We start from the raw sequence: 19955 nt of genomic DNA, 5'->3' as shown, positions 1-19955 counted from the left end.
GCACGGCCGTTTTCCCGGGCGCATGCAGCGCCAGCGGAATGCGACCCGGGACCCAGCACACGACGGCGCGCAGCGTCCGTCCGATCGACCTGTGCCGCTGGCGCGGCGCTTCGTGTGCTGGGTCCCGGATCAGGTTCCGCTTCGCTTCACCTGTCCGGGAAAGGGGCGCGCGTGATCTGCTCGGGAGCCCTGATCCCACGACGCGCACGGGGCCAAACACCTTGAAAGCGCTGGGTCCAGACCTTTTGAATCCGGGATTTTCACAGATGACCTGTGATCGGCGCCCTCATCCGTGGCGTCTGCGGGCGGGGGCTTCGTCCACGAACCGGCCTGCCAGAACGGGTGTCTCGGCGGCGATCTCGCGGAGCAGGGTCGGCACCCGGGCCCAGGGCTCGGTGACGGCGCGGGCGCCCGGTCGGACCGCGCCCCGCTCCTGCCCGCCGGCCACCAGCACGTCCGGCCAGCGCGCGCAGAAGGCCTCCACGCAGGCCGGGTCGAAATGGCGGCCGCTATCGGCCCGGATGCAGCCGAGGGCCGCCTCGAAGGACATCGCCTCCTTGTAGGGCCGCTGCGTGGTCAGGGCGTCGAACACGTCCGCCACCGCGACGATCCGGGCCGCCAGGGGGATCTCGGTGCCGGCGAGCCCCTTCGGATAGCCGCTGCCGTCCCATTTCTCGTGATGCGCTTCGGCGATCTCGGCGGCCAGCCGGATCAGCTCGGAGCTGCTGCCGCCCAGGATGCGCTGCCCGATGGTCGCGTGCGTCTTGATCAGGGCGAACTCGTCCGGGTCGAGCCGGCCGGGTTTCAGCAGGATCCCGTCCGGGATCGCCACCTTGCCGACATCGTGCAGCGGCGCGGCGAGGTACAGGTTGCGGCACAGCTCCGCCGACAGGCCGAGCGCCTCGGCCACGATCTGGCTGTAGCGGGCCACCCGCCAGGTGTGGTCGCCGGTGTCGTTGTCGCGATACTCGACCGCCAGCGACAGGCGGAAGATGATCTCCTCCTCGCGCTCGCGCATGTGCCGCAGGGCGGCCTCGACCTCGCCGTCGAGCCAGGCGGCCTGCTCGGCCAGCCGCCGCACCGCCTTGGCGAGGCGGATCAGGTTGCGCAGCCGCACGGTCTGCTCGACGCCCCGCATGGACTTGTCGAGGAAGTCGGTCGCCCCCGCCTCCAGGGCGGCGAGCCGCACCGCGTCGGAGATGTCGCTGGTGACCATCGCGATCGGCACCTGGGCGTAGTGCGGGATCGTGCGCATCCGCTGGATGAACGCGATCCCGTCCATCGCGGGCATGTGGTAATCGACCAGCACGAGATCGAAGGCGCGCATCTGCGCCTCCACGAGGGCGGCGGCCGGGTCGGCGTAGTCGGTCACGCTGACGTCGGGCTTGGCCTCCAGCATCTGGCGCAGGCGCCGGCGCATGGTCGCGCTGTCGTCAACCAGGAGCGCATCCATCATGGCGTCTTGTCTCGCTCCGCGGGTGCGTGCCCGGCGCGGGATCGGCGGGGTGTCGGCGCCGCGCTTTGGGGAGCCTGCGGGCACCGAGAGCCGTGGCTTTCCAAGATCGGATCCATCGGGCTGAACGCGGTCATGATCCGGTCCGGGACGATTGCGGGTGAAGGTGCCGTCCTCAATGCGGAAGGTCTCTTCGACGATGTGACACATTTGTAATATTGCACGTTAAAGGGGAGTAAATGTTCTCATGCTCGCGTTGGGCGGTAATTTTGATCTAAGAGATGGACTAAACGTCTGTTCTGCTGAGTTTCATTTGATGATCTCATAAATAAACCGAGACGTGGCAATTTTTATGGCGTGAATATAAATTGAATGCTCCGAGTTCAGATTTTCATGGATCTTATAGTGATGGTTTTCGATTTGTCCTGGCGCCTTCCATGCCCGGGCATTGGTCCGGCGACGCTGACAGGCCGGCGGTGCGACGATACCGTCCCGCGCCGTCGCCACGGGACGAAGGCGCTCCGTGATGCCGCTCCCGGGAAGGACCTTCGGTGATGATGCGGTTCGATCTCACCGATCTCGGCCTGTTCCGGCACGTGGTCGAGGCCGGCTCGATCACCCACGGGGCGGCGCGGGCGAACCTCGCCCTGGCGGCCGCCTCGACGCGGATCCGGCTGATGGAGGACTCCCTCGGCGCCGCGCTCCTGACCCGGGGCCGGCAGGGCGTCAGCCCGACCCCGGCGGGGCGCGCGCTCCTCACCCATGCCCGGGAGATCCTGGCCGGCGTCGAGCGCCTGCGCGAGGAGATGGCGGTGTTCTCCGGCGGTGCGGCCGGGCAGATCCGGGTGCTCGCCAACACCAACGCGCTGACCGAGTTCCTGCCCGACGCCCTCTCGGCCTTCCTGGCCGGCCATCCCGGGATCGGGGTCGAGATCGACGAGCGCACCTCCGAGGAGATCGTCGGGCTGGTGGCCGAGGGCGTGGCCGATCTCGGCATCCTGTCCGGCACGGTCGATACCGGCTCGCTCCAGACCTTCCCGTTCCGGGAGGACCGGTTCGTGCTGGTGGCGGCCCGGGACCATCCCCTGGCGGCGCGCGCCGACATCGCCTTCGTGGAGGTGCTCGGCCACGACCTCGTCGGCCTCGACCGGCGCAGCGCCATCAGCCGGTTCCTGGTCGCCCAGGCGGTGCGGGAGGGGCGGCCGATGCGCCTGCGGGTGCAGCTGCGCGGCTTCGATGCCGTCTGCCGCCTGGTCGAGGCCCGGGTCGGGCTCGCGGTGCTCCCGGAGAGCGCCGCCGCCCGCGCCGCGCAAGGGCTCGCCATCGCGGTGGTGCCGCTCTCCGATTCGTGGGCCCGCCGCGACCTGACCCTGTGCCTGCGCGACCTCGACGGCCTGCCGCCGTTCATGCGCGCCTTCGTGGCGCAGTTGCGGGCGTGAGCGCGGCACAGATCCGGGTTGGGTAGGAGATCCGGATAAGGTGCGGCGATTCAATCAGAAGATGAGGCGGCCTGAAAGCTTCGTTGTCGTCCTGTAAACGAATGTTTCCAGGCTCTAAAAAGATTACGTACGTGCTTTACGGGCGTCATCATCGCTGCCATCTGTGCGGTTTCGTGCATTCAAACTCTGGCGCCGGGAACGGGACGACTTTGCGATGACAGCGATGGGCAGCGTGGTGGATCGCTACGACGTAGCCGTGGTGGGCGCCGGGCTGGCCGGGAGCTGCCTGGCCGGGGCGCTCGCCCGCGCCGGGACCCGGGTCACGCTGATCGACGCCCAGGCCGAACGCGGCGAAGCGCGCCGCGACTTCCGGGCGGAGAAATTCGGGGCCGACCAGATGGCCCTGTTCGAGGGTCTCGGCTTCGGGGCGGCTCTGGCCGCCTGCACGACGGCGACCGAGGAGGTCGCGGTGGTCCGCTATGGCCGCCTCGCCTACCGGGAGGCCGCCCGCGAATGGGGCGCGCATTATCCCGTCCTGGTCGGGGCCGCCCGGGCCGCCCTGCCCGACGGGCTGCTGACCCCCGGGCGGGTCGCCGATTTCGAGCTCGGGCCGGATCGCCAGATTCTCGCCTTGAGCGACGGCCGCCGGATCGAGGCGCGCCTCGTTGTGCTCGCCACCGGGCTCGGCCATGCGCTGCTCGCCAAGGCCGGCATCGCCAAGCGGGCGCTGAGCCCGCGCCACTCCCTGGCGGTCGGCTTCGACATGGCGGCGCCGCGGGCCGCCTTCCCGTTCCCGGCCATGACCTACTTCGCCGAGGGGTTCGGCGGGCGCGACGCCTACCTGACCCTGTTCCCGATCGGGGAGGTGATGCGCGCCAACCTGTTCTGCTACCGCGATCCCGGCGAGCCCTGGGTCGCGGCCTTGCGCCGGGACCCGGAAGCCACCCTGCGGGCGATGATGCCCCACCTGGCGCGGCACTGCCCGGACCTGTCGGTGTCCGGCCCCCTCGAGGTCCGGCCGATCGACCTCGCCCGGGCCGACGGGGTGGAGCGCGACGGGCTGGTGCTGATCGGCGACGCCTTCCAGACCGCCTGCCCGATCCCCGGCACCGGGATCGGCAAGCTGCTCACCGATGCCGACCGGCTCGCCCGGGTCCACGTGCCGGCCTGGCTCGCCACCCCCGGCATGGGTCGCGAAAAAATCGCGGCGTTCTATGCCGACCCGGTCAAGCAGGCCTGCGACGCGCGCAGCCTGCGCGCCAGCGTCTACGCCCGTGGCCTCGCCGTGGAGACGGGGACGCTCTGGCGGGCCCGGCGCCTGCGCAATCGCGTCGCCCGCACGGCGATTCGCCTGGTCAAGGACGGGCCGCGGGCCGCCGCGGCTTTGGCGCCCGGGCTGCTGCCGATCGGCCTCTAGAGCGCTCGCCGCCGAAGTGGATACCGGTTCGGCGCAAGCGAGCGCGTCAAAACAAGAGCTTAGAGGCGTGACCCGACCCAACGTGGTCGGGCACGGCTCTAGCGTTCGGCTCCGTCAGGGCTCCGCCCTGACAACCCGCCAAAGGGCTCGCCCTTTGGAAACTCGATCCCGCGCCTCGGGTCTTCGTCGCGGCGCGGTCATGGGGTAGCGTCGCACTGATTCCGCCGGGGGGCGGAGGAGGGTTGCGTATGTCGATCGAGACCGTGGATGCCGCCGGGAGCCGGAGGGGCGCCGACCTGCTGCTGGATGTGCTGCGCTCGGAGGGCGTGCGCTACATCTTCGGCAATCCCGGCACCACCGAATTGCCGCTGATCGACGCGCTCACCGAGGCGCAGGACATCGGCTACATCCTCGCCCTGCAGGAGGCGACCGCGGTGGCGATGGCCGACGGCTACGCCCAGGGCGCGCGCCGGCCGGCCTTCCTCAACCTGCACACCGCCGGCGGCCTCGGTCACGGCATGGGCGCGCTGTGGAACGCGCAGGTCAGCGGCACGCCGCTGGTGGTCACGGCCGGGCAGCAGGACCTGCGCCACGCCCTCTCCGACCCGCTGCTGATGGGCGACCTCGTCGCCATCGCCGACCCGGTGGTGAAGTGGGCCCGCGAGGTCACCAGCCCGGACCAGATCCCGGTGCTCCTGCGCCGCGCCTTCCACGATTGCGGCGCGGCCCCGTCCGGCCCGGTCTTCCTGTCCCTGCCGATGGACGTGATGGAGGCGATGACCGCGACCCCGGCGGGCGAGACCTCGACCATCGACCAGCGGGCGGTGGCGGGCTCCCTCGACAAGCTGGCCGAAAAACTCGCCGCCATCGCGCCCGGCCGTCTGGCCCTGATCGCCGGGGACGAGATCGACGCCTCCGACGCCTCCGCCCAGGCCGTGGCCCTCGCCGACCTGCTGGCGGCGCCGGTCTACGGCTCGTCCTGGCCGGCCCACATCCCCTTCCCCACCGCCCACCCGCTCTGGGCCGGCAACCTGCCGACCCGGGCCGACGCCATCGCCGACATCCTCGGGCGCTACGACGCGGTGTTCGCGCTGGGCGGCAAGTCGCTGATCACCATCCTCTACTCGGAGGTCTCGGCGGTGCCGCCGGGGACGCAGGTGTTCCAGCTCTCCGCGGATGTCCGCGACCTCGGGCGCACCTACGCCACCAGCCTGTCGACGGTGGGCGACATCCAGGCGTCCCTGAACGCGCTGCTGCCGCTGCTGGCCCCGCGCGTGGCCGATCGCGCCGCCACCTACGCGGAGGTGCGGGCACAGGCGGAAACGGCCCGGACCGCGCGGCGGGCCAAGCTCGCCGCCGCGGCCGACGCCGCCTTCGACGATCCGGTGATCGCGCCGCTCGTCGCCGCCCGCGAGGTGGCCCGGGCGGTGGGGGCGCAGACCACGATCATCGACGAGGCGCCTGCGACGCTCACCCATCTGCGGACCTTCCTCGACAGCCCGTCCACCCACCAATACGCGGCGATGCGCGGCGGCGTGCTCGGCTGGGGCATGCCGGCCGCGGTCGGTTTCTCGCTCGGCATCGACCGGGCGCCCGTGGTCTGTGTCGTCGGCGACGGCGCCGCGATGTACTCGCCCCAGGCGCTCTGGACCGCCGCGCACGAAAAGCTGCCGGTCACCTTCGTGGTGATCAACAACGCCGAGTACAACATCCTGAAGAACTTCATGAAGGGCCAGGCGCACTACGCCTCGGTGCGGGCCAACCGCTTCATCGCCATGGATCTCACCGACCCGCGCGTCGACTATCTGGCGCTCGCCACCTCCATGGGGGTGCCGTCCCGGCGGGTGACCCGGGCCGCCGACATCGCCCCGGCGATCGAGGCCGGGATCCGGTCCGGCGGCGCCAACCTCGTGGAGGTGGTGGTCCGGGCGAGCTGACCGGGGGGCGACCGGCGCACCGGCAAGAAAGGCATACGGGTTCAAACGCTTGCCGCTGATCTCAGGCGTGCATCCCCGGACCGTCGCGCGTGTTTTTCTCACGCAGCGCGCGAGCTTTTCATGGATTGTCCGGCCCGAATTTCGGGGCTACGTCCAACGTGACGCCGATCTCGATCGGCACTCCCGTCCGTGGCCCAGCGCGAGCGGACACGTCTCGTAAGACCGGGCGCAGGCGGGATCCGAACGGGACCGGGCACCATGACCCTCCATGCCGGCCAATGCCATTGCGGCGCGGTGCGCTTCCGGGCGACCCTCGGCGACGGCTTCGACTCGATCCGCCGCTGCACCTGCTCGTACTGCCGGATGCGCGGCGCCGTCGTCGCCATGGCGGAAGCGGGCGGGATCGAGATCCTGCAAGGCGCGGAGGCGTTGACGAGCTACCGCTTCCACACCGGAGCGGCGCAGCACTTCTTCTGTTCCCGCTGCGGGATCTACACCCATCACCAGCGGCGCTCGAACCAGGATCTCTTTGCCGTGAACGTGGCGTGCCTGGACGGAATCAGCCCGTTCGACTTCCCCGCGGTGCCCGTCATGGACGGGGTCAACCACACCAACGACACCGGCCAACCGACCCGCCGGGCCGGCACGCTGCGGTTCATCCCGGCCGACGCGGATCGCGCTTGAAAGGCCCGGTTTCAAAAGGTCCGTGACCTTGTGCGCGTCCAGGGCAGAACCCTGGTGTCGGGCTTCGCCCGATCCTTCGGGGCTCCGCCCCAAGACCCCGCCAAAGGGCCACGCCCTTTGGAAACCCGGTTTCAGCGTCCGGACTGGATTCCAGCCGGCAGGAATGCGAGGTCCCGACGTCACCACGAACCGGGACGGTCCGATGAAGCTCCTCTACTCCCCCGCCTCCCCGTACGCCCGCAAGGTGCTGGTGCTGGCCCACGAGACCGGGCTGATCGACAAGATCGCCGTCACCGCCGCCGGGGCCTCGCCGACCGGGCCCTCCCCCGAGGTCGCCGCCCACAACCCGCTCGGCAAGATCCCGGCCCTGGTGCTGGAGGACGGCACCGCCCTCTACGACAGCCGGGTGATCTGCGAGTATCTCGACGGGCTGTCGACCGGCCCGCGCCTGTTCCCCGAGGGTCCGGCGCGCTGGGATGCGCTCACCCGGCAGGCGCTCGCCGACGGCCTGCTCGATGCCGCGCTGCTCACTCGCTACGAGCGGGTCCTGCGCCCGGAGGCACAGCGCTGGGAGTCCTGGGAGGCCGGGCAGGTCGGCAAGATCACGGCGGCGCTCGACCGGTTCGAGACCCTGGTCGCCGATATGCCGGTCCTGGATATCGGCACGGTCGCGATCGCCTGCGCCCTCGGCTATCTCGACCTGCGCTTCCCCGATCTCGCCTGGCGCGAGGGACGCCCCGCCACCGCCGCTTGGTACGCGGTGTTCGAGGGCCGGCCCTCGATGGTCGCTACGATCCCGAAGGGGTGAGACCTCGGGGCTTCGCGCCCCGCCAAAGGGCCGTGGGCCCTTTGGAAACCCGGATTCTACGGCCGGGCCTGGACCGCGTAGGGGTGGGACGAGGCGAGCGGGTCGGCGAAGAAGTCTTGGACCGTCCCGGCGCCCGTCCCGAAGGTGATCAGCAAGAAACCGCCGGCCAGCGCAAAATTCTTCAAGAAATCCCAAAACAGCTCGCGGCCCTTGCCGCCCGCCCAGAAATCGCCGGGTGCCCAGAACTGTTTCCACAGCAGCGCGGTGACGCCGCAATAGCCGGCCAGCACGAAGGCCGCCGCCCGGTCGGCGGTGCCGGTGAGGATGCACAGCGACATCCCGATCTCGACCCCGAGCCCGATCAGGATCAGCAGGGTCGCCGGTCCGGTGGCATGCACCGCCTGCCGGGCCTGGCCGACCGCGCCCTTGAAGTTGAGGATCTTGTCGAGCGCGCTGAACGGCAGGAACAGCAACACCAGGAGCAGGCGGACGCCGAACGCGATCGCGACGCTGAGGCTGGCCATGCGCTTCCGACAATTCCCGAGCCGGCTCCGCGGCCCGCCGTTCCTCCAAACCGCGAGCGGCGCAAAGGTTTCTTGTCGGGTGCCGGCCGTCGATCTTCCGGCATGCGGTACGTGATACCTTAGCCGAACAGAGCGGGCTCACCAGCTCAAGCGGTGGTCACGCATCTTGCATTGTTGGTGACTTCCGAACAACAGCAAAGCGGCCGATTCCATTCAGCACATCGATCGGCATCTGGTGGAAAATGTGTGTAAATTTTCTTTATTTGAGAATTTTGGTTGTATATTTTTTGCGAATAAAGGACATGACGCAGATTATTCATTCAGATCGGATCCTTGAAAACAACTTGACAGTTCGAAACGCGCAATGTTTCGGATTGTTTAGCGCTTGAGAACATCGCTTATCCGAATTGAAAGATATCGATTCGAATTGAAAGTGCGATGAATTTCTAAATTTATTCGCATAAATTGAAGAGAATCAGGATGAAAGTTGCAATCATTACGCCATCCCGGCTTAAGACCTCGACGCTGGTCGGCAAATCCGATCTCTATTTCTTGGAGCACGCCGTTGCGAGCGCTGGGGCTCAGGAGCTCATTGATAGACAGCTCACGATCCATTTCTTCGTCGGAGTCGATGCGGACACCGTGATTCCGGCGCGGCTCGCCGATCATCGACAAATCACGTTCGTGCGGAGTGACCGCAAGGCCCAGGTCCCCGCATTGAACGCGGCGATCCGAGCAGTGGATACCAGCTGGGACCTCGTCGGCTTCCTCGAGGACGACGACCGCTGGCTGCCGCAATATCTCGCCGTCGCCATCCGGGCCCTCGACGGATTCGACTTCGTCTCCTCGACTCAACTCGAGGTGAACGAAGCCGACGAGCCCGTCCGGATCAACGATTTTCCGGCGCCGTCCGGTTGGCTCATGCGCCGCAGCACATTCGAGAAGGTCGGCGCGATCGATCCGTCCTCAAAGTGGCACTATGACAACGAATGGCTCGGGCGCTTGGCCGAAACCGGCCTGCGTCGCGCCCACTTGGTCGAGGCGACGGCACCGGCGAACATGCAGGACGCCTTTCAAGTCCGTCCTTGGCTGGCCAACGTTTTACGTTTCGGCGGCCCGAACATTCAACTCGTGCGACACGGCTTCGTCCTGCCGCTCGTGTACCGTCTCGTGCATCCGGGATCCGGGACCTCGCATGTCGGCGAGGGCGGGACCGCCAAGCAGGAGAGCAACGCCGAGTACCAGCGGCTCGTCGACCGCTTCGGACGGATCCCGTGGTGAGACCGCAGCGACCTGCGGCCCTCCGATCCGGACGCGATCGCGTTGTGATCGATCTGGCCTCTCGCTCCTCGACGTGACGCGCCCACGTGGGATGCCGGCCGTGAGGTCCGGCAATTCTTCGTAGGCCCCCGACGGCGGGCGGAACGGTCTCAGACTTCTCAGTCTCTTCGAACGGCAGGCCGCGCTTCGCCGCGCCGTCAGCCTCGGCACTCCCGGATCAGCCGCCGGACGAAGTCCGCGCAGGCGGCGAGCTCATCCCGGGTCACGTACTCGTCAGCCTTGTGGGCCCGGGCGATCGAGCCCGGACCGATTACCACGGCCGGCACGCCGCCCAACCGCTCGAACAGCCCGCCCTCCGTCCCGTACGAGACTTTCCCGTGCGCGTTCCGCCCGGCCAGCCGCTTGGCGAGCGTCACGATCGCCGCCTCGGGGTCGGTGTCGAGGCCGGGATAGTCGATCAGCGGCTCGACATCGACGCCGCAGGCCGGGTCCGTCGCCCGCATCAGTGGCGCCAGGGTCTCGGTGGCGTAGGCGATCGCGGCCGCCGCCAGCGCCCCGGCATCGTCGGCCCCGATCGCCCGGACTTCGAACTCGACGCTGCAGGTATCCGGCACGATGTTGAGCGCCGAGCCGCCCCGGACCACGCTCGACAGGCCGGTGGTGTGGGGCACGTCGTAGAGCGGGTCGCGGGCGCCGTCCCGGGCGATCGCCTCCGCGGACAGCCGGACATGCTCGATGAAGCGGGCGGCGTATTCCACCGCGTTGACGCCCGCGGGCGCCAGGGCCGAATGGCTGGCCTTGCCCCGAAAGGTGAGGCGGGCCGCGGACTTGCCCTTGTGCCCGACCACTACGCCCATCCCGGTGGGCTCGCCGACGAAGCAGCCGAGCGGGCGCGGCCCCCGCTCCAGCATCCGGGCGATCAGCGGGCGCACCCCGAGGCAGCCGACCTCCTCGTCGTACGAGATCGCGATGTGGAGCGGCGTCGCGAGCTCGGCTGCGACCATCTCCGGCAGCAGCGCCAGGCAGACCGCGAGAAAGCCCTTCATGTCGGAGGTGCCGCGCCCGTAGAGCCGGCCCGCCTCCTCCCGCAGGACGAACGGGTCCGACGACCAGGGCTGGCCCTCGGCCGGCACCACGTCGCTGTGGCCGGAGAGCACGTAGCCGGCCCGCGTCGCGAACGGGCCGACGCTGACGAGCAGCGCCGCCTTGGTCCCGGTGGCGTCGCTCACCCGGACGACGGCGGCGCCGTGATCCCGGCAATAGCCTTCCGCCCAGTCGATCAGCGGCAGGTTCGAGCGCGCGCTCACCGTGTCGAAGGCCACGAGGGTCTCGAGCAGCGCCACCGGATCCTGCACGGCGGGGTTTTCAGCGGCGATCGGCATCGGGCGGCTCGCATCGTCTCGGGGGAGGGCGTTCCCCATCCTACGGGGTTTTCGCAGGCTTCGGATCGGCGAAAATCGCCCTGCCTCGGAACCGGGGGCGCGGCGCAGCGTAGCCGCCGGTGAAGGCCCCGCCGCGCACGCTCCGCGAGCCCGAACCATGCGCCCCCTGATCTTCTCGATCCTGATGCCGGTGGCGCTGCTGCTGGCGATCGCCCCGGCCGAGGCTCGGCCGCCCCATCGCAAGCCGCACCACCGGCACGTGTCCGACACGGACGCGACCCTGGCCCGCATGGCCGAGCACGACCGGCTCCGGGGCTGGCAGGCCTGGCAGGCGCCCCGGCTCCTCGCCCGCGCCCTGCCCCCGGCTACGCAGGAACGGGTCGCGGCCCCGCCGTTTACCGGCTGGGGCTATGGCGGCACGATCCCGGGAGCCTGGCCCGGCTTCTGACCCGCTGCCCCCTCCCCCGCCGAGACCGCTGCCGAGGCCCGCGATGACCGCCACCACCCGTCCCGCCGCCCGGCTCACCCATGCGGCGGCACTGACCGCCCTCCAGGCCGCCGTCGCCCAGGCCGAGGCGATCGGGGTGCCGGAGAACGTCGCATTGGTCGATGCCGACGGCAACCTCCTCGCCTTCCTGCGCATGGACGGCGCCAAGCTGCTGTCGCGGGAGAGCGCGCTCGCCAAGGCGGTGACCGCCGCCTCGAACGGCGCGCCCACCGGCCGCCTCCCCGCCGATCTCGCCGTGACGGTCGCCCTCGCCTCCGGCGGCCGGCTGACCAACCTCCCGGGGGGCCTGCCGATCGTGATCGACGGCGCCTGCCTGGGCGGCATCGGGGTCGGCTCCGGCACCAGCGACCAGGATGTCGCGGTGGCCCGTGCTGGTCTGCGGGCGATCGGCGCCCAGGATCCGGGAGCTACCTCCTGAGCCGGGCGCCTCGACCCGGGTCCGGCGGCCTGTCATGGTGTGGCGGGAGGCCGGGAGACAACCCACGATGGCTCTGGATTTCCGCCTGGACGATCCGACCCCGGCCGATCCGCGCCGCCGCTGGGCCGAACTCGACCGGGACGCGCGCAGCGCCTGCTACGACAACACCCGCGCGGTCGCCGACAGCGCCGCCCAGGTGGCCGCCCGCGACGCCGCCTCGGCCGCCTACCGGGCCGCGCATCCGGCCGGCCTCGACATCTCGTACGGCCCGGGCGCCCGCAACGCCCTCGACCTCTACCCGGCCCGCGACGGCTCGGCCCCCGCCCTGGTCTTCCTCCATGGCGGCTACTGGCAGCGCGGCGCCCGGGAATTGTTCGCCTGCTTCGCCGAGGGGCCGAACGCCGCCGGCTGGTCGGTGGCGATGGTCGGCTACACCCTCGCCCCGGAGGCGAGCTTGACCCGGATCGCGGCCGAGATCGGCGCGGCGCTCGACTGGATCGACCGCCACGGACCCGCACACGGGATCGGCGGCCCCCTGGTGTTGGCCGGCTGGTCGGCGGGCGGGCTGCTGACCGCCCTGCATCTCGGCCACCCGGCGGTCGCCGCGGGGCTCGCGATCTCGGGCGTCTACGACCTCGCGCCGATCCGCCAGACCGCCCTCGACGACAAGCTGCGCCTCACGGCAGCCGAGGTCGAGACCCTGTCGCCCCTGCGCCTGCCGGTGGTGGGCAAGCCGCTCTGCCTCGCCTATGGCAGCCGCGAGCTGCCGGCCCTGATCCACGATGCCCGCAACCTGCACGCCCTGCGGGCGGCGGCCCATGCGCCGGGTCCCCTGCTGCCGGTGCCCGGGGCCGAGCATTTCTCGGTGCTCGGCGAGCTGCGTCGGCCCGGTGGGATCCTGGTGCGGGCGGCGCATGCGCTGCTCGGAGGCTGAGCGCAGGCGTCGTGCAAGGGTAGTGCGAAGGGCAGTGCAAAGGGTGTGCATGAGCGCATCTGTGCAACACAGGATTGCACGCGCGATGGCCCGTACTGATACGGCCTTGCTGAGCCCTTCCGCGCGTGCTGAGACGGGCGGGCTCGGACGCGGCCTGCTTCGACCGGGGGCGGGCCGGGCGGGCTCCGGGGAGAGCGGATGCAAGCGGTCGCCCGATCCGGGCCTGTAGCGGCGGCGGGATCGCAGGCCGATCCGGCCGCCCCGACCGATCCCGTCCGCCGGCGGCCGATGGTGCCGCGGCTGCGCCTGGTGCTGGCGCTGGGCTTCGGGACCTTGGGCTTCCTCGCCGCCCTGGCCCTGGCCATCCTGGTGAGCCGCGAGGCGTCGCGCCGGCTCGAGGCCGAGGTCGGCAGCCAGCTCGCCGAGATCGCCGGGCAGATGGCGCGGAGCCTCGATCTCGGCATGTTCGAGCGCTGGCGCGACATCCAGATCGCCGCCGCCTCGGACAGCCTGCGCGATCCCGGCACCGGGGCCGAGGCCAAGCGGGCCGTGATGGAGCGCCTCCAGGTCACCTATCCGGCCTACTCGATCATCGGGCTGATCGATCCGGACGGGCGCGTCGCGGTCACCAGCACCGGTGCGCTGGAGGGGGCCGACGTCTCCGGCCGCGACTATTTCCAGGGTGCGCACGAAAAACCGTTCGTGGGGGACGTGCATCCGGCCAAGCTCCTGCAGTCCGTGCTGGCGCCGAAGACGCCTGACGCGGCGGCCCGCGAGCCCCTGCGCCTCCTCGACCTCGCCACCCCGGTCCGGGCTCCGGATGGCCGCTTCGTCGGGGTGCTCGCCGCCCATCTCGACTGGACCTGGGCGCGCGACATGGCGCGGATCCTCGAAGCCTCGCTCCGGAGCCACCGCGGCGGGGCCGAGATCCTGATCCTGTCCCGGGACGGCACCGTGCTGCTCGGGCCTGCCGCTCTCCAGGGCACCCGCCTCACCGAGACCGTGCTGTCCGGCGGGCGCCTCCTCGACCCGCAGGGCACGAGCCGGCTCGGCCCCTGGCCCGACGGCACCGCCGGGTATCTCAGCGCGAGCGCGCGCACGACCGGATACCGGGACTATCCCGGCCTCGGCTGGCAGGTGGTGGTGCGCCAGACCGAGGACCGGGCCCTGGCCTCGGTGGCGGCCCTGCGCTGGAACATCCTGGCCGCGGGCAGCGCGGTGGCGCTCGCCGCGGCGATGCTCGCGTGGCTCCTCGCGGCCCTGATCGCCCGGCCGCTGCGGGACCTTGCGGTCGCCGCCGGGGCGCTGGGCCGCGATGCGCCGCTGCCGCCCCTACCCCGGGCGATCGTGCGCGAGGGCGCGATGATCGCCGACGCCTTGACGGGGGCGGCGGACGAGCTCGCCCGGCGCGCGGAGGCCCATCGCCTGCTGGTCGACGAGTTGAACCACCGGGTGAAGAACACCCTCGCCACCGTGCAATCGATGGCGGCCCAGAGCCTCAAGAATCTCGGCGCCGGCGCGGAGGTCGGGCGCGAGGCTTTTGAGGCGCGGCTGCTCAGCCTGTCCCGGGCCCACGACGTCCTGACCCGGGAGAGCTGGATCGGCGCCGACCTGCGAGGGATCGCCGACCAGGCTTTTCGCCCGTTCCAGGGCGAGGCGGCGCGCGTCACCCTGGCCGGGCCGGACCTACGCCTGCCCCCCGAGATGGCACTCGCGCTCACGATGATCCTGCACGAATTGTGCACCAACGCGGTCAAGTACGGCGCCCTCTCGGTCCCGGGCGGACGGGCGTCGTTCGACTGGGCGCTGGAGGCTGACCTGGGGGGCGGCCGGACCCTGCGGATCACCTGGCGCGAGCGCGGCGGTCCGCCGGTCGCCACCCCGTCGCGGCGCGGTTTCGGCACCCGCCTGCTGGAGCGGGGCCTCGCCGGACGCGACAGCGCCACCCTGGCCTACGAGCCGGGGGGTCTCGTCTACGCGGCGGTCGCACCGTTGCCCCTCGCCCTCGGGCCGGAACCCGCCGCCCTGCGGATGGTCGGCCCGGTGGGCGACATCCGGCACGGGCGCGGGCTCGACTGATCCGGCCCCCTCCCCCGGCCGCCGATCCGGATCGGCTCCGGCCGTGCCCTGTTGCGGCGGCGTGGATGCTGCGTGCATGGGCGCGACGCCGATTAATCCCGACCCTCGACAGATATCGCAGCGCCGAGGTGCGGATCCGCACAAGTAGATCAACGAGAGGAATTAGATTTTACTGTGTCTGACCGCACATCGACTTCGAACGGCGGCGGCTATGTTCGGTTCATCGGCACGGAACGCGGTGTCCCGGGCCAGCATGACGAACACAGGCGGAGCTTCACATGACGCGCACGATCACCCAGCGCTTCCTGACCCTCGGCCTCCTGGCCGGTGCCCTCGCCCTGCCGATGGCGGCCCAGGCCGGCGAGGGCGGCGGCGGCAGCCGGCAGGCCGCCGGCGGCGGCCACATGAGCTCCTATGTCAGCGATCCCTCCCACGATCCGCGCTCCCTGCATTCGCAGCGCATGGGCAGCGGCCAGCTCCTCGGCGCCCCGATGGTGCATGACGGGGCCCAGACCGCAGTCTCGCGCCGCAACGTGATCGATCCCCATTGGGCATCCGGGCACGTCGAGCGCCGCGTCCGCCGCTGACGCAATCCGAGACCGCCTCGCGCATCGTCCCGAACCCGATATCCGGGCGCTGCGCGAGATCTTGAGTTCCGCATCATCCCGAAAGCCGGACCCCCGCTTTCGGGATGATGCGGGCGACCGCCTTCCGAATCCCCCCACATCCCCCTGCACGAATCCAGCACGCAGCGCAGCGCCGGCGCGGCGCTCGCGATCCCGTGCCGCCTGTCCGAACCTCTCCCAGCCCAATCCCCTGCCGCAGAGACCGCATCCGTGAACAGCATCATCCAGGGCATCGCCAGCTTCCAGGGCAGCGTCTTCCCGGGCCAGCGCCAGATGTACCAGCAGCTCGTGCGCGACGGTCAGCACCCGAGCGCCCTAATCATCGCCTGCGCGGATTCCCGGGTCTCGCCCGAGCACATCACCCAGGCCGGGCCGGGCGACCTGTTCGTCTGCCGCAACGCCGGCAACATCGTGCCCCCGGCCTCCGACGTGGTCGGCGGCGTTTCCTCAGCGATCGAGTACGCCGTGGTGGCCCTGGGGGTGCGGGACATCGTGATCTGCGGCCATTCCGATTGCGGCGCCATGAGCGGCCTGATGAAGCCGGACCTCCTGAAGAAGATGCCCAGCGTCGCGGCTTGGCTGCGCCACGCCGAGGCCGCCGAGCGCATAGTCTGCGAGGCCTATCCCGAGGGGATGGACCCGCAGGAGCGCCACCGGGCGCTGGCCCTGGAGAACGTGGTGGTGCAGCTCGCCAACCTGCGCACCCATCCGAGCGTGGCCGTCGGCCTGGCCAAGGGCCGCTTGCGCCTGCACGGCTGGTTCTTCGAGATCGAGTCCGGCGCGCTCCTGGCCTATGACGGCACCACTGGGCGGTTCCGGCCGATCGCCGAGGCGGACATGCCGGTGGCCCAGTCGCTCCTGCCGGGGGACCGGATGCGCGCGGCGTAGGCGCCGGCCCCGTCCGCTCCGACCGGACGAGAGTCTTGGTCCACCGACGATTGATCGCCACCCGGGCCGATGACTTTGTCCGCCTGTATAGATCCTTCGATCCACGATCTTGGCATCCGGTTAAGCCTGAATCTTCGCGCCCTTTTAAGATGCCGGCGGCACACTCGCCCGGTCCGGCCGCCCCGTAAGCTTGGGATCAGCCGGATGCGCGTCCTCGGCAGGGAGCTTCGTCGATGTTCAGGTTCCTCGCGGCCCCGATCGCCTGCCTGGTCCTAACCGGGGCCGCGGCCGCACAGGAGCGGACCGACGGCCCCCGGCTGGTGGCGGCGAGTTCGATTGCAAATGCGCAGCTCCCGGAACAGGAGCCTCGCCTCCTCCCCGACAGCCTCGCGCTGCGTCACCCGGAGCCCGAGGCCGCCCAGACGACCTCGGCCCTGAGGAGCCCCGCGGACCTGCCCAAGGAGGCGCTCCGAGCAGCCCCCAGGCCCTGGTGCGCGCAGGACAGGCGCGTCGGCACCGGCGCCGGCTTCTGCCTGATCAACTGACGGCCCGGCGACCGCGGTTCGTTCAGGAAGCCGCGGAAATGGGGCTCTGGCCCAAGGCCTCGTCCGCCTCCGGGGCGCAGTCGAGCGACGCGACGAGCAGCAGCAGGACGGCCGCCAGGATCGCCGCGGCGGCGAGCACCCGGGTGAGGATCTCGGCATGCCCGCGGGCGGCGTGGATCACCGCACAGCCCAGCGCAAAGGCACAGACCTGCGCGGCCGGTGCGACGAGAGCCGCTGTCATAGACCCTCCACCAGGCCCGCGGAGCGGGATCGCGCATCGCTGTGCATGGCCCGCCTCCAAACCCCCGCCCCAAGCCGCCGGCTCCGATCGACAGACCGCGCTCTTGACGGACCGATCGCGTCGATCCGAGACGTACAGACGGTGGCGCGGCAGCGCGTCCCCCATATGGATCAGGGCCGGCCGGGATCGGCACCAGGCCACGCGGCGTCACGGCATCGTGACCGCCGACGTCGCGGCGAGGCCGGTCTCGCCGTCTCAAGCCTCCGGATCGCGGTCCTGCTCGGATCGAGACGCCTCGGCCAGGGCGTAGGTGGCCTCGGCGACGCGGCGCAGGGGGCCTCCCGGGCCGGACCGCTTCCACAGGCGGGTGTTGAGGGCCGCCACCGGATCGCGCCCCGGCAGGGTGAAGCCGCGGGCCACGAGGATCTCCAGGATCTCGCCGGCATGCATCGGCCGGCCCGCCTCCCGGATCGCCGCTACGGCCGCCTCCACCAGCGCGCGGCCGTAGCGGCGGGCCGCCGCCGCATCCTCCGTGAATGCGATCGCCGGCGGGATCCCGTCCGCCTCCTCATCCGGCGGGCCATGTCGGGTCTCGCGCGGTAGGGTATCCCAGGCCTCGAGCCCGGTCGGGTCCGAGACCGGCCGAGCCCTGCGCGGCAGGCCGTCATTGACGGGAGCGTCGTGGGTCGCGACCGCCGGCGGTTCCGACACGGGGCGGGCGGGCTTGCCCGGCGCGTCGCCCCTCCCCCGATCGACAGGGGCCAGTCCGCTCCCCGCCCCGCTCAAGCGCCGGCCGAGTTCCAGATAGAGCACGAGATCGGCGATCTCCCGGTCGAGCGCCTCGCGCTGGCGGCGCAATGCGGCCAACCGCGCTTCGATCTCGTCCTCCGACAGGCCCATCCAGCGTTCCCTTCAGCACCAGGGAACATTTAGCGCGTTCCGAGCACGTTGGGAATGCTTTTCGACATTCTGTTCCCAGACATAGAGGGAACGTGATGGAATACCCCAACTGCATTCCTTGAGCCCGGGCTAAATTCCCTGCCGCCGAGCCTGTATTCTCTTTGTGGAGGCCGGCCGCGGCGGCACCAGCAGTGCACTGGGATCGGCCGGGTGCAGGGTCAGGCCGCCATCGTCGAGCACGATCGGGAGGCGCGGAAACACCTCGCGCAGATGTGCCAGATCGGCCTTGAAGGCCTGCCGGAAGCTGCGGATCGAGGCGTTCTCGGCGCCGAACTGCGCGTGCAGGTTGTTCCAGGTCAGCCGCAGCGGGCGCTGCAGGGAGCGCAGCCGGTAGCCGGTCCAGAACAGCAGGTCGAGCTTGCGCGCCGAGCCGGAGAAGGCCCGGGCCGCCCGCACGTCCACCGGCAGCGCGTGCTTGATCAGCGTCTCGTAGAATTCCGGGTCGAACCGCACGGTCCGTCCCGCCTCGTCCTCGCCCTCCCCGGCGCGCGGCTTCCACAATTCCAGGCTGCGGAACGGCGGGACGTTGAGGGTGGTGGCGCTGTCGCGCCCGTCCCAGAGGCCGATCTGCATGGTGCAGGCGGCCAACCGGTTCAGCTGCTCCTTGAACTGCCGGATGGTGCCGCGCTCGCCGCCGGTCACGGCAAAACCCATCTCGCGCATGAAACCCGAGAGCGTCTCGGCGACCTTCACGGTCGGGCTGCGTTGGCGCACCGCCTCGGTGCAAAGGTGCAGCAGCACCAGCCTGGCCTTCGGCCCATAGGGCAGCCCCTGGGGCTCGAAGGCGCCGGTCTCCGGATCCTTGATCCGCCCGGCCATCAGGCTGAGTGAATTGCGCCCGTAGGTGCGGGTGAATTCGCGCACCGGCCCGGGATCGCGATAGGGCAGGCCGCAGAGCGCCAGAACCGAGTGGATGTGCTGCAGGCTCGACGGCAGCGCCGGCTCGCTCTCGATGACGAGGCGCACCGCGTCGCGGCGGCGCTGGTCGCGCGACAGCTGGGCGCGACGGAGCTCCTGCTCGCCGAGTACGGCGGCTTGCGTGTCGCGCTCGCGCTGGCGGTGCAGCACGTGCTCGACGATCTGGGCGAACAGGAAGCCGCCGCGCGCCGCCTCGATCTCGGCCCGCAGATCCGCGTCGTGGATCGCAGCGATTTTTTCCTCGACGCCCATCGCCCCTCAGCCCGAGCCGCACGCGGACACGCCCCTCCGGAAGGGGGAGCAGCGGCCCGATCCTGCCATGCCACGATTCGCCGGCGGAGGCTCCGGTCCGGTCCGGCTTGTCCCGGCAATCCCCGTTTCCCCGCCACGTTTCCCCGCGGTTCTCGGAGGCGGTACCCGCGCAGAGTTCCATACGGGCGGATCCAGCCCTCAGGCCAACGCAGAGTTCGATACGCCCGCGGTCCGGCATTCTGTCCCCGCATTCCACCGGTCCGAGCCGGAATCCGCGCCGAATCCGATACGGAACCGCGCAGAATCCGATACGCCCGCCGGCTCGATCCGCGCAGACTTCGATACGCGACCCCGCAGAGTTGCATGCGCATCTGCGCAGAGTCGGATACGAGAACCAGTCTCAAACCACTGGCAGAAATCAGGAAATCGCCACTGCATATAGTCTTCCGAACTGACTCTCTGAAAGATTACATCTTGATATTTTTCCTACTTAACGGCGCACTCGTTCGTTCTGAAGAACGCATCCTGTTCCGTCGATAATCACATGGTTTGAAGGGAATATACCTGATCCGTCCACAGACCGGCGGTGTGCCGATGGGAAAGAGGCTCAGGGAATCGACGTTGCGATCAATCCTGCGCTTGACCGCGATGCAGCCTTTCA

At 70.4% G+C, this 19955-nt stretch carries 20 protein-coding genes; 13 read left to right on the top strand and 7 right to left on the bottom strand.

The genetic code is table 11. The annotated features are described in order from the left end of the window. Positions 1-286: 286 nt before the first annotated feature. Positions 287-1453, bottom strand: a complete 1167-nt coding sequence (locus tag MKK67_RS05935; RefSeq protein ID WP_243962780.1) for an HD domain-containing phosphohydrolase — start codon at positions 1451-1453, stop codon at positions 287-289. 309 nt (positions 1454-1762) lie between these two features. Continuing rightward, the gene (locus MKK67_RS05930; RefSeq protein WP_243962776.1) at positions 1763-1960 is read right to left on the bottom strand and encodes a hypothetical protein; all 198 of its coding nucleotides are present in this window, start codon (positions 1958-1960) and stop codon (positions 1763-1765) included. Positions 1961-2007: 47 nt separating this feature from the next. Between MKK67_RS05930 and MKK67_RS05925 the strand changes: the two genes are divergently transcribed. From MKK67_RS05925 to MKK67_RS05905, 5 genes are all read left to right on the top strand, one after another. Further along, positions 2008-2892 (top strand): LysR substrate-binding domain-containing protein, encoded by an 885-nt coding sequence (locus MKK67_RS05925; RefSeq protein WP_243962775.1) that lies wholly within the window; start codon positions 2008-2010, stop codon positions 2890-2892. Between the two features lie 214 nt (positions 2893-3106). Further along, complete coding sequence (locus MKK67_RS05920; RefSeq protein WP_243962773.1) at positions 3107-4309, top strand: FAD-dependent oxidoreductase; 1203 nt, start codon at positions 3107-3109, stop codon at positions 4307-4309. Positions 4310-4557: 248 nt separating this feature from the next. Then, complete coding sequence (locus tag MKK67_RS05915) at positions 4558-6246, top strand: thiamine pyrophosphate-binding protein (protein ID WP_243962772.1); 1689 nt, start codon at positions 4558-4560, stop codon at positions 6244-6246. A gap of 258 nt (positions 6247-6504) precedes the next feature. Then, positions 6505-6930 carry a GFA family protein gene (locus tag MKK67_RS05910; protein ID WP_243962771.1) on the top strand — a complete coding sequence of 142 codons (426 nt, stop codon included), beginning with the start codon at positions 6505-6507 and terminating at the stop codon, positions 6928-6930. A gap of 202 nt (positions 6931-7132) precedes the next feature. Then, positions 7133-7738, top strand: coding sequence for a glutathione S-transferase N-terminal domain-containing protein (locus MKK67_RS05905; protein ID WP_243962770.1), 606 nt, complete (start codon positions 7133-7135; stop codon positions 7736-7738). Between the two features lie 56 nt (positions 7739-7794). On the opposite strand, the gene MKK67_RS05900 is transcribed toward MKK67_RS05905, so the two are convergent. Next, entirely contained in the window at positions 7795-8262 is a 468-nt protein-coding gene (locus tag MKK67_RS05900) for a DoxX family membrane protein (protein WP_243962769.1), read from the bottom strand. A 480-nt stretch (positions 8263-8742) separates the two neighbouring features. Here MKK67_RS05900 and MKK67_RS05895 point away from each other — a divergent pair, with 480 nt between their 5' ends. Then, positions 8743-9543, top strand: coding sequence for a glycosyltransferase family 2 protein (locus MKK67_RS05895; protein ID WP_243962768.1), 801 nt, complete (start codon positions 8743-8745; stop codon positions 9541-9543). 197 nt (positions 9544-9740) lie between these two features. Here MKK67_RS05895 and argE read toward each other — a convergent pair whose 3' ends face one another. Further along, positions 9741-10925 carry an acetylornithine deacetylase gene (gene argE / locus MKK67_RS05890; RefSeq protein ID WP_243962767.1) on the bottom strand — a complete coding sequence of 395 codons (1185 nt, stop codon included), beginning with the start codon at positions 10923-10925 and terminating at the stop codon, positions 9741-9743. A 157-nt stretch (positions 10926-11082) separates the two neighbouring features. Between argE and MKK67_RS05885 the strand changes: the two genes are divergently transcribed. From MKK67_RS05885 to MKK67_RS05855, 7 genes are all read left to right on the top strand, one after another. Beyond that, positions 11083-11373: a hypothetical protein gene (locus MKK67_RS05885; RefSeq protein WP_243962765.1), complete on the top strand. Its 291-nt coding sequence runs from the start codon at positions 11083-11085 to the stop codon at positions 11371-11373. A gap of 43 nt (positions 11374-11416) precedes the next feature. Next, entirely contained in the window at positions 11417-11851 is a 435-nt protein-coding gene (locus MKK67_RS05880) for a GlcG/HbpS family heme-binding protein (RefSeq protein ID WP_243962764.1), read from the top strand. A gap of 67 nt (positions 11852-11918) precedes the next feature. Further along, positions 11919-12785 carry an alpha/beta hydrolase gene (locus MKK67_RS05875; RefSeq protein WP_243962763.1) on the top strand — a complete coding sequence of 289 codons (867 nt, stop codon included), beginning with the start codon at positions 11919-11921 and terminating at the stop codon, positions 12783-12785. A 198-nt stretch (positions 12786-12983) separates the two neighbouring features. Next, positions 12984-14864: a sensor histidine kinase gene (locus MKK67_RS05870; protein ID WP_243962762.1), complete on the top strand. Its 1881-nt coding sequence runs from the start codon at positions 12984-12986 to the stop codon at positions 14862-14864. Positions 14865-15142: 278 nt separating this feature from the next. Then, positions 15143-15451: a hypothetical protein gene (locus tag MKK67_RS05865; RefSeq protein ID WP_243962761.1), complete on the top strand. Its 309-nt coding sequence runs from the start codon at positions 15143-15145 to the stop codon at positions 15449-15451. Between the two features lie 249 nt (positions 15452-15700). Further along, the gene (locus MKK67_RS05860) at positions 15701-16378 is read left to right on the top strand and encodes a carbonic anhydrase (RefSeq protein WP_243962760.1); all 678 of its coding nucleotides are present in this window, start codon (positions 15701-15703) and stop codon (positions 16376-16378) included. Positions 16379-16611: 233 nt separating this feature from the next. Continuing rightward, positions 16612-16923 carry a hypothetical protein gene (locus tag MKK67_RS05855; protein ID WP_243962759.1) on the top strand — a complete coding sequence of 104 codons (312 nt, stop codon included), beginning with the start codon at positions 16612-16614 and terminating at the stop codon, positions 16921-16923. A gap of 22 nt (positions 16924-16945) precedes the next feature. Here the strand turns inward: MKK67_RS05855 and MKK67_RS05850 are convergent, their stop codons facing one another. The 3 genes from MKK67_RS05850 to MKK67_RS05840 form a co-directional block, all read right to left on the bottom strand. Further along, positions 16946-17164: a hypothetical protein gene (locus MKK67_RS05850; RefSeq protein ID WP_243962757.1), complete on the bottom strand. Its 219-nt coding sequence runs from the start codon at positions 17162-17164 to the stop codon at positions 16946-16948. Positions 17165-17419: 255 nt separating this feature from the next. Beyond that, on the bottom strand, positions 17420-18064 hold the full coding sequence (locus tag MKK67_RS05845; protein ID WP_243962755.1) for a winged helix-turn-helix domain-containing protein: 645 nt from the start codon (positions 18062-18064) through the stop codon (positions 17420-17422). Between the two features lie 129 nt (positions 18065-18193). Continuing rightward, positions 18194-19294: a replication protein RepA gene (locus MKK67_RS05840; protein WP_243962754.1), complete on the bottom strand. Its 1101-nt coding sequence runs from the start codon at positions 19292-19294 to the stop codon at positions 18194-18196. Between the last annotated feature and the right edge of the window lie 661 nt (positions 19295-19955).

This window comes from Methylobacterium sp. J-072, assembly GCF_022829425.1.
GTDB lineage: Bacteria > Pseudomonadota > Alphaproteobacteria > Rhizobiales > Beijerinckiaceae > Methylobacterium.
Note: the sequence above shows the minus strand (reverse complement) of the source record. Positions and strands in the feature narration are given on the sequence as shown.

What these genes read in the sequence shown, in the direction of transcription:
- MKK67_RS05845 (WP_243962755.1), bottom strand. Translation starts at nt 18,064, where the DNA reads ATGGGCCTGTCGGAGGACGAGATCGAAGCGCGGTTGGCCGCATTGCGC.
- MKK67_RS05885 (WP_243962765.1), top strand. Translation starts at nt 11,083, where the DNA reads ATGCGCCCCCTGATCTTCTCGATCCTGATGCCGGTGGCGCTGCTGCTG.
- MKK67_RS05915 (WP_243962772.1), top strand. Translation starts at nt 4,558, where the DNA reads ATGTCGATCGAGACCGTGGATGCCGCCGGGAGCCGGAGGGGCGCCGAC.
- MKK67_RS05925 (WP_243962775.1), top strand. Translation starts at nt 2,008, where the DNA reads ATGATGCGGTTCGATCTCACCGATCTCGGCCTGTTCCGGCACGTGGTC.
- MKK67_RS05905 (WP_243962770.1), top strand. Translation starts at nt 7,133, where the DNA reads ATGAAGCTCCTCTACTCCCCCGCCTCCCCGTACGCCCGCAAGGTGCTG.
- MKK67_RS05855 (WP_243962759.1), top strand. Translation starts at nt 16,612, where the DNA reads ATGTTCAGGTTCCTCGCGGCCCCGATCGCCTGCCTGGTCCTAACCGGG.
- MKK67_RS05875 (WP_243962763.1), top strand. Translation starts at nt 11,919, where the DNA reads ATGGCTCTGGATTTCCGCCTGGACGATCCGACCCCGGCCGATCCGCGC.
- MKK67_RS05895 (WP_243962768.1), top strand. Translation starts at nt 8,743, where the DNA reads ATGAAAGTTGCAATCATTACGCCATCCCGGCTTAAGACCTCGACGCTG.
- MKK67_RS05880 (WP_243962764.1), top strand. Translation starts at nt 11,417, where the DNA reads ATGACCGCCACCACCCGTCCCGCCGCCCGGCTCACCCATGCGGCGGCA.
- MKK67_RS05910 (WP_243962771.1), top strand. Translation starts at nt 6,505, where the DNA reads ATGACCCTCCATGCCGGCCAATGCCATTGCGGCGCGGTGCGCTTCCGG.
- MKK67_RS05870 (WP_243962762.1), top strand. Translation starts at nt 12,984, where the DNA reads ATGCAAGCGGTCGCCCGATCCGGGCCTGTAGCGGCGGCGGGATCGCAG.
- MKK67_RS05840 (WP_243962754.1), bottom strand. Translation starts at nt 19,294, where the DNA reads ATGGGCGTCGAGGAAAAAATCGCTGCGATCCACGACGCGGATCTGCGG.
- MKK67_RS05900 (WP_243962769.1), bottom strand. Translation starts at nt 8,262, where the DNA reads ATGGCCAGCCTCAGCGTCGCGATCGCGTTCGGCGTCCGCCTGCTCCTG.
- MKK67_RS05920 (WP_243962773.1), top strand. Translation starts at nt 3,107, where the DNA reads ATGACAGCGATGGGCAGCGTGGTGGATCGCTACGACGTAGCCGTGGTG.
- MKK67_RS05850 (WP_243962757.1), bottom strand. Translation starts at nt 17,164, where the DNA reads ATGACAGCGGCTCTCGTCGCACCGGCCGCGCAGGTCTGTGCCTTTGCG.
- MKK67_RS05865 (WP_243962761.1), top strand. Translation starts at nt 15,143, where the DNA reads ATGACGCGCACGATCACCCAGCGCTTCCTGACCCTCGGCCTCCTGGCC.
- MKK67_RS05935 (WP_243962780.1), bottom strand. Translation starts at nt 1,453, where the DNA reads ATGGATGCGCTCCTGGTTGACGACAGCGCGACCATGCGCCGGCGCCTG.
- argE (WP_243962767.1), bottom strand. Translation starts at nt 10,925, where the DNA reads ATGCCGATCGCCGCTGAAAACCCCGCCGTGCAGGATCCGGTGGCGCTG.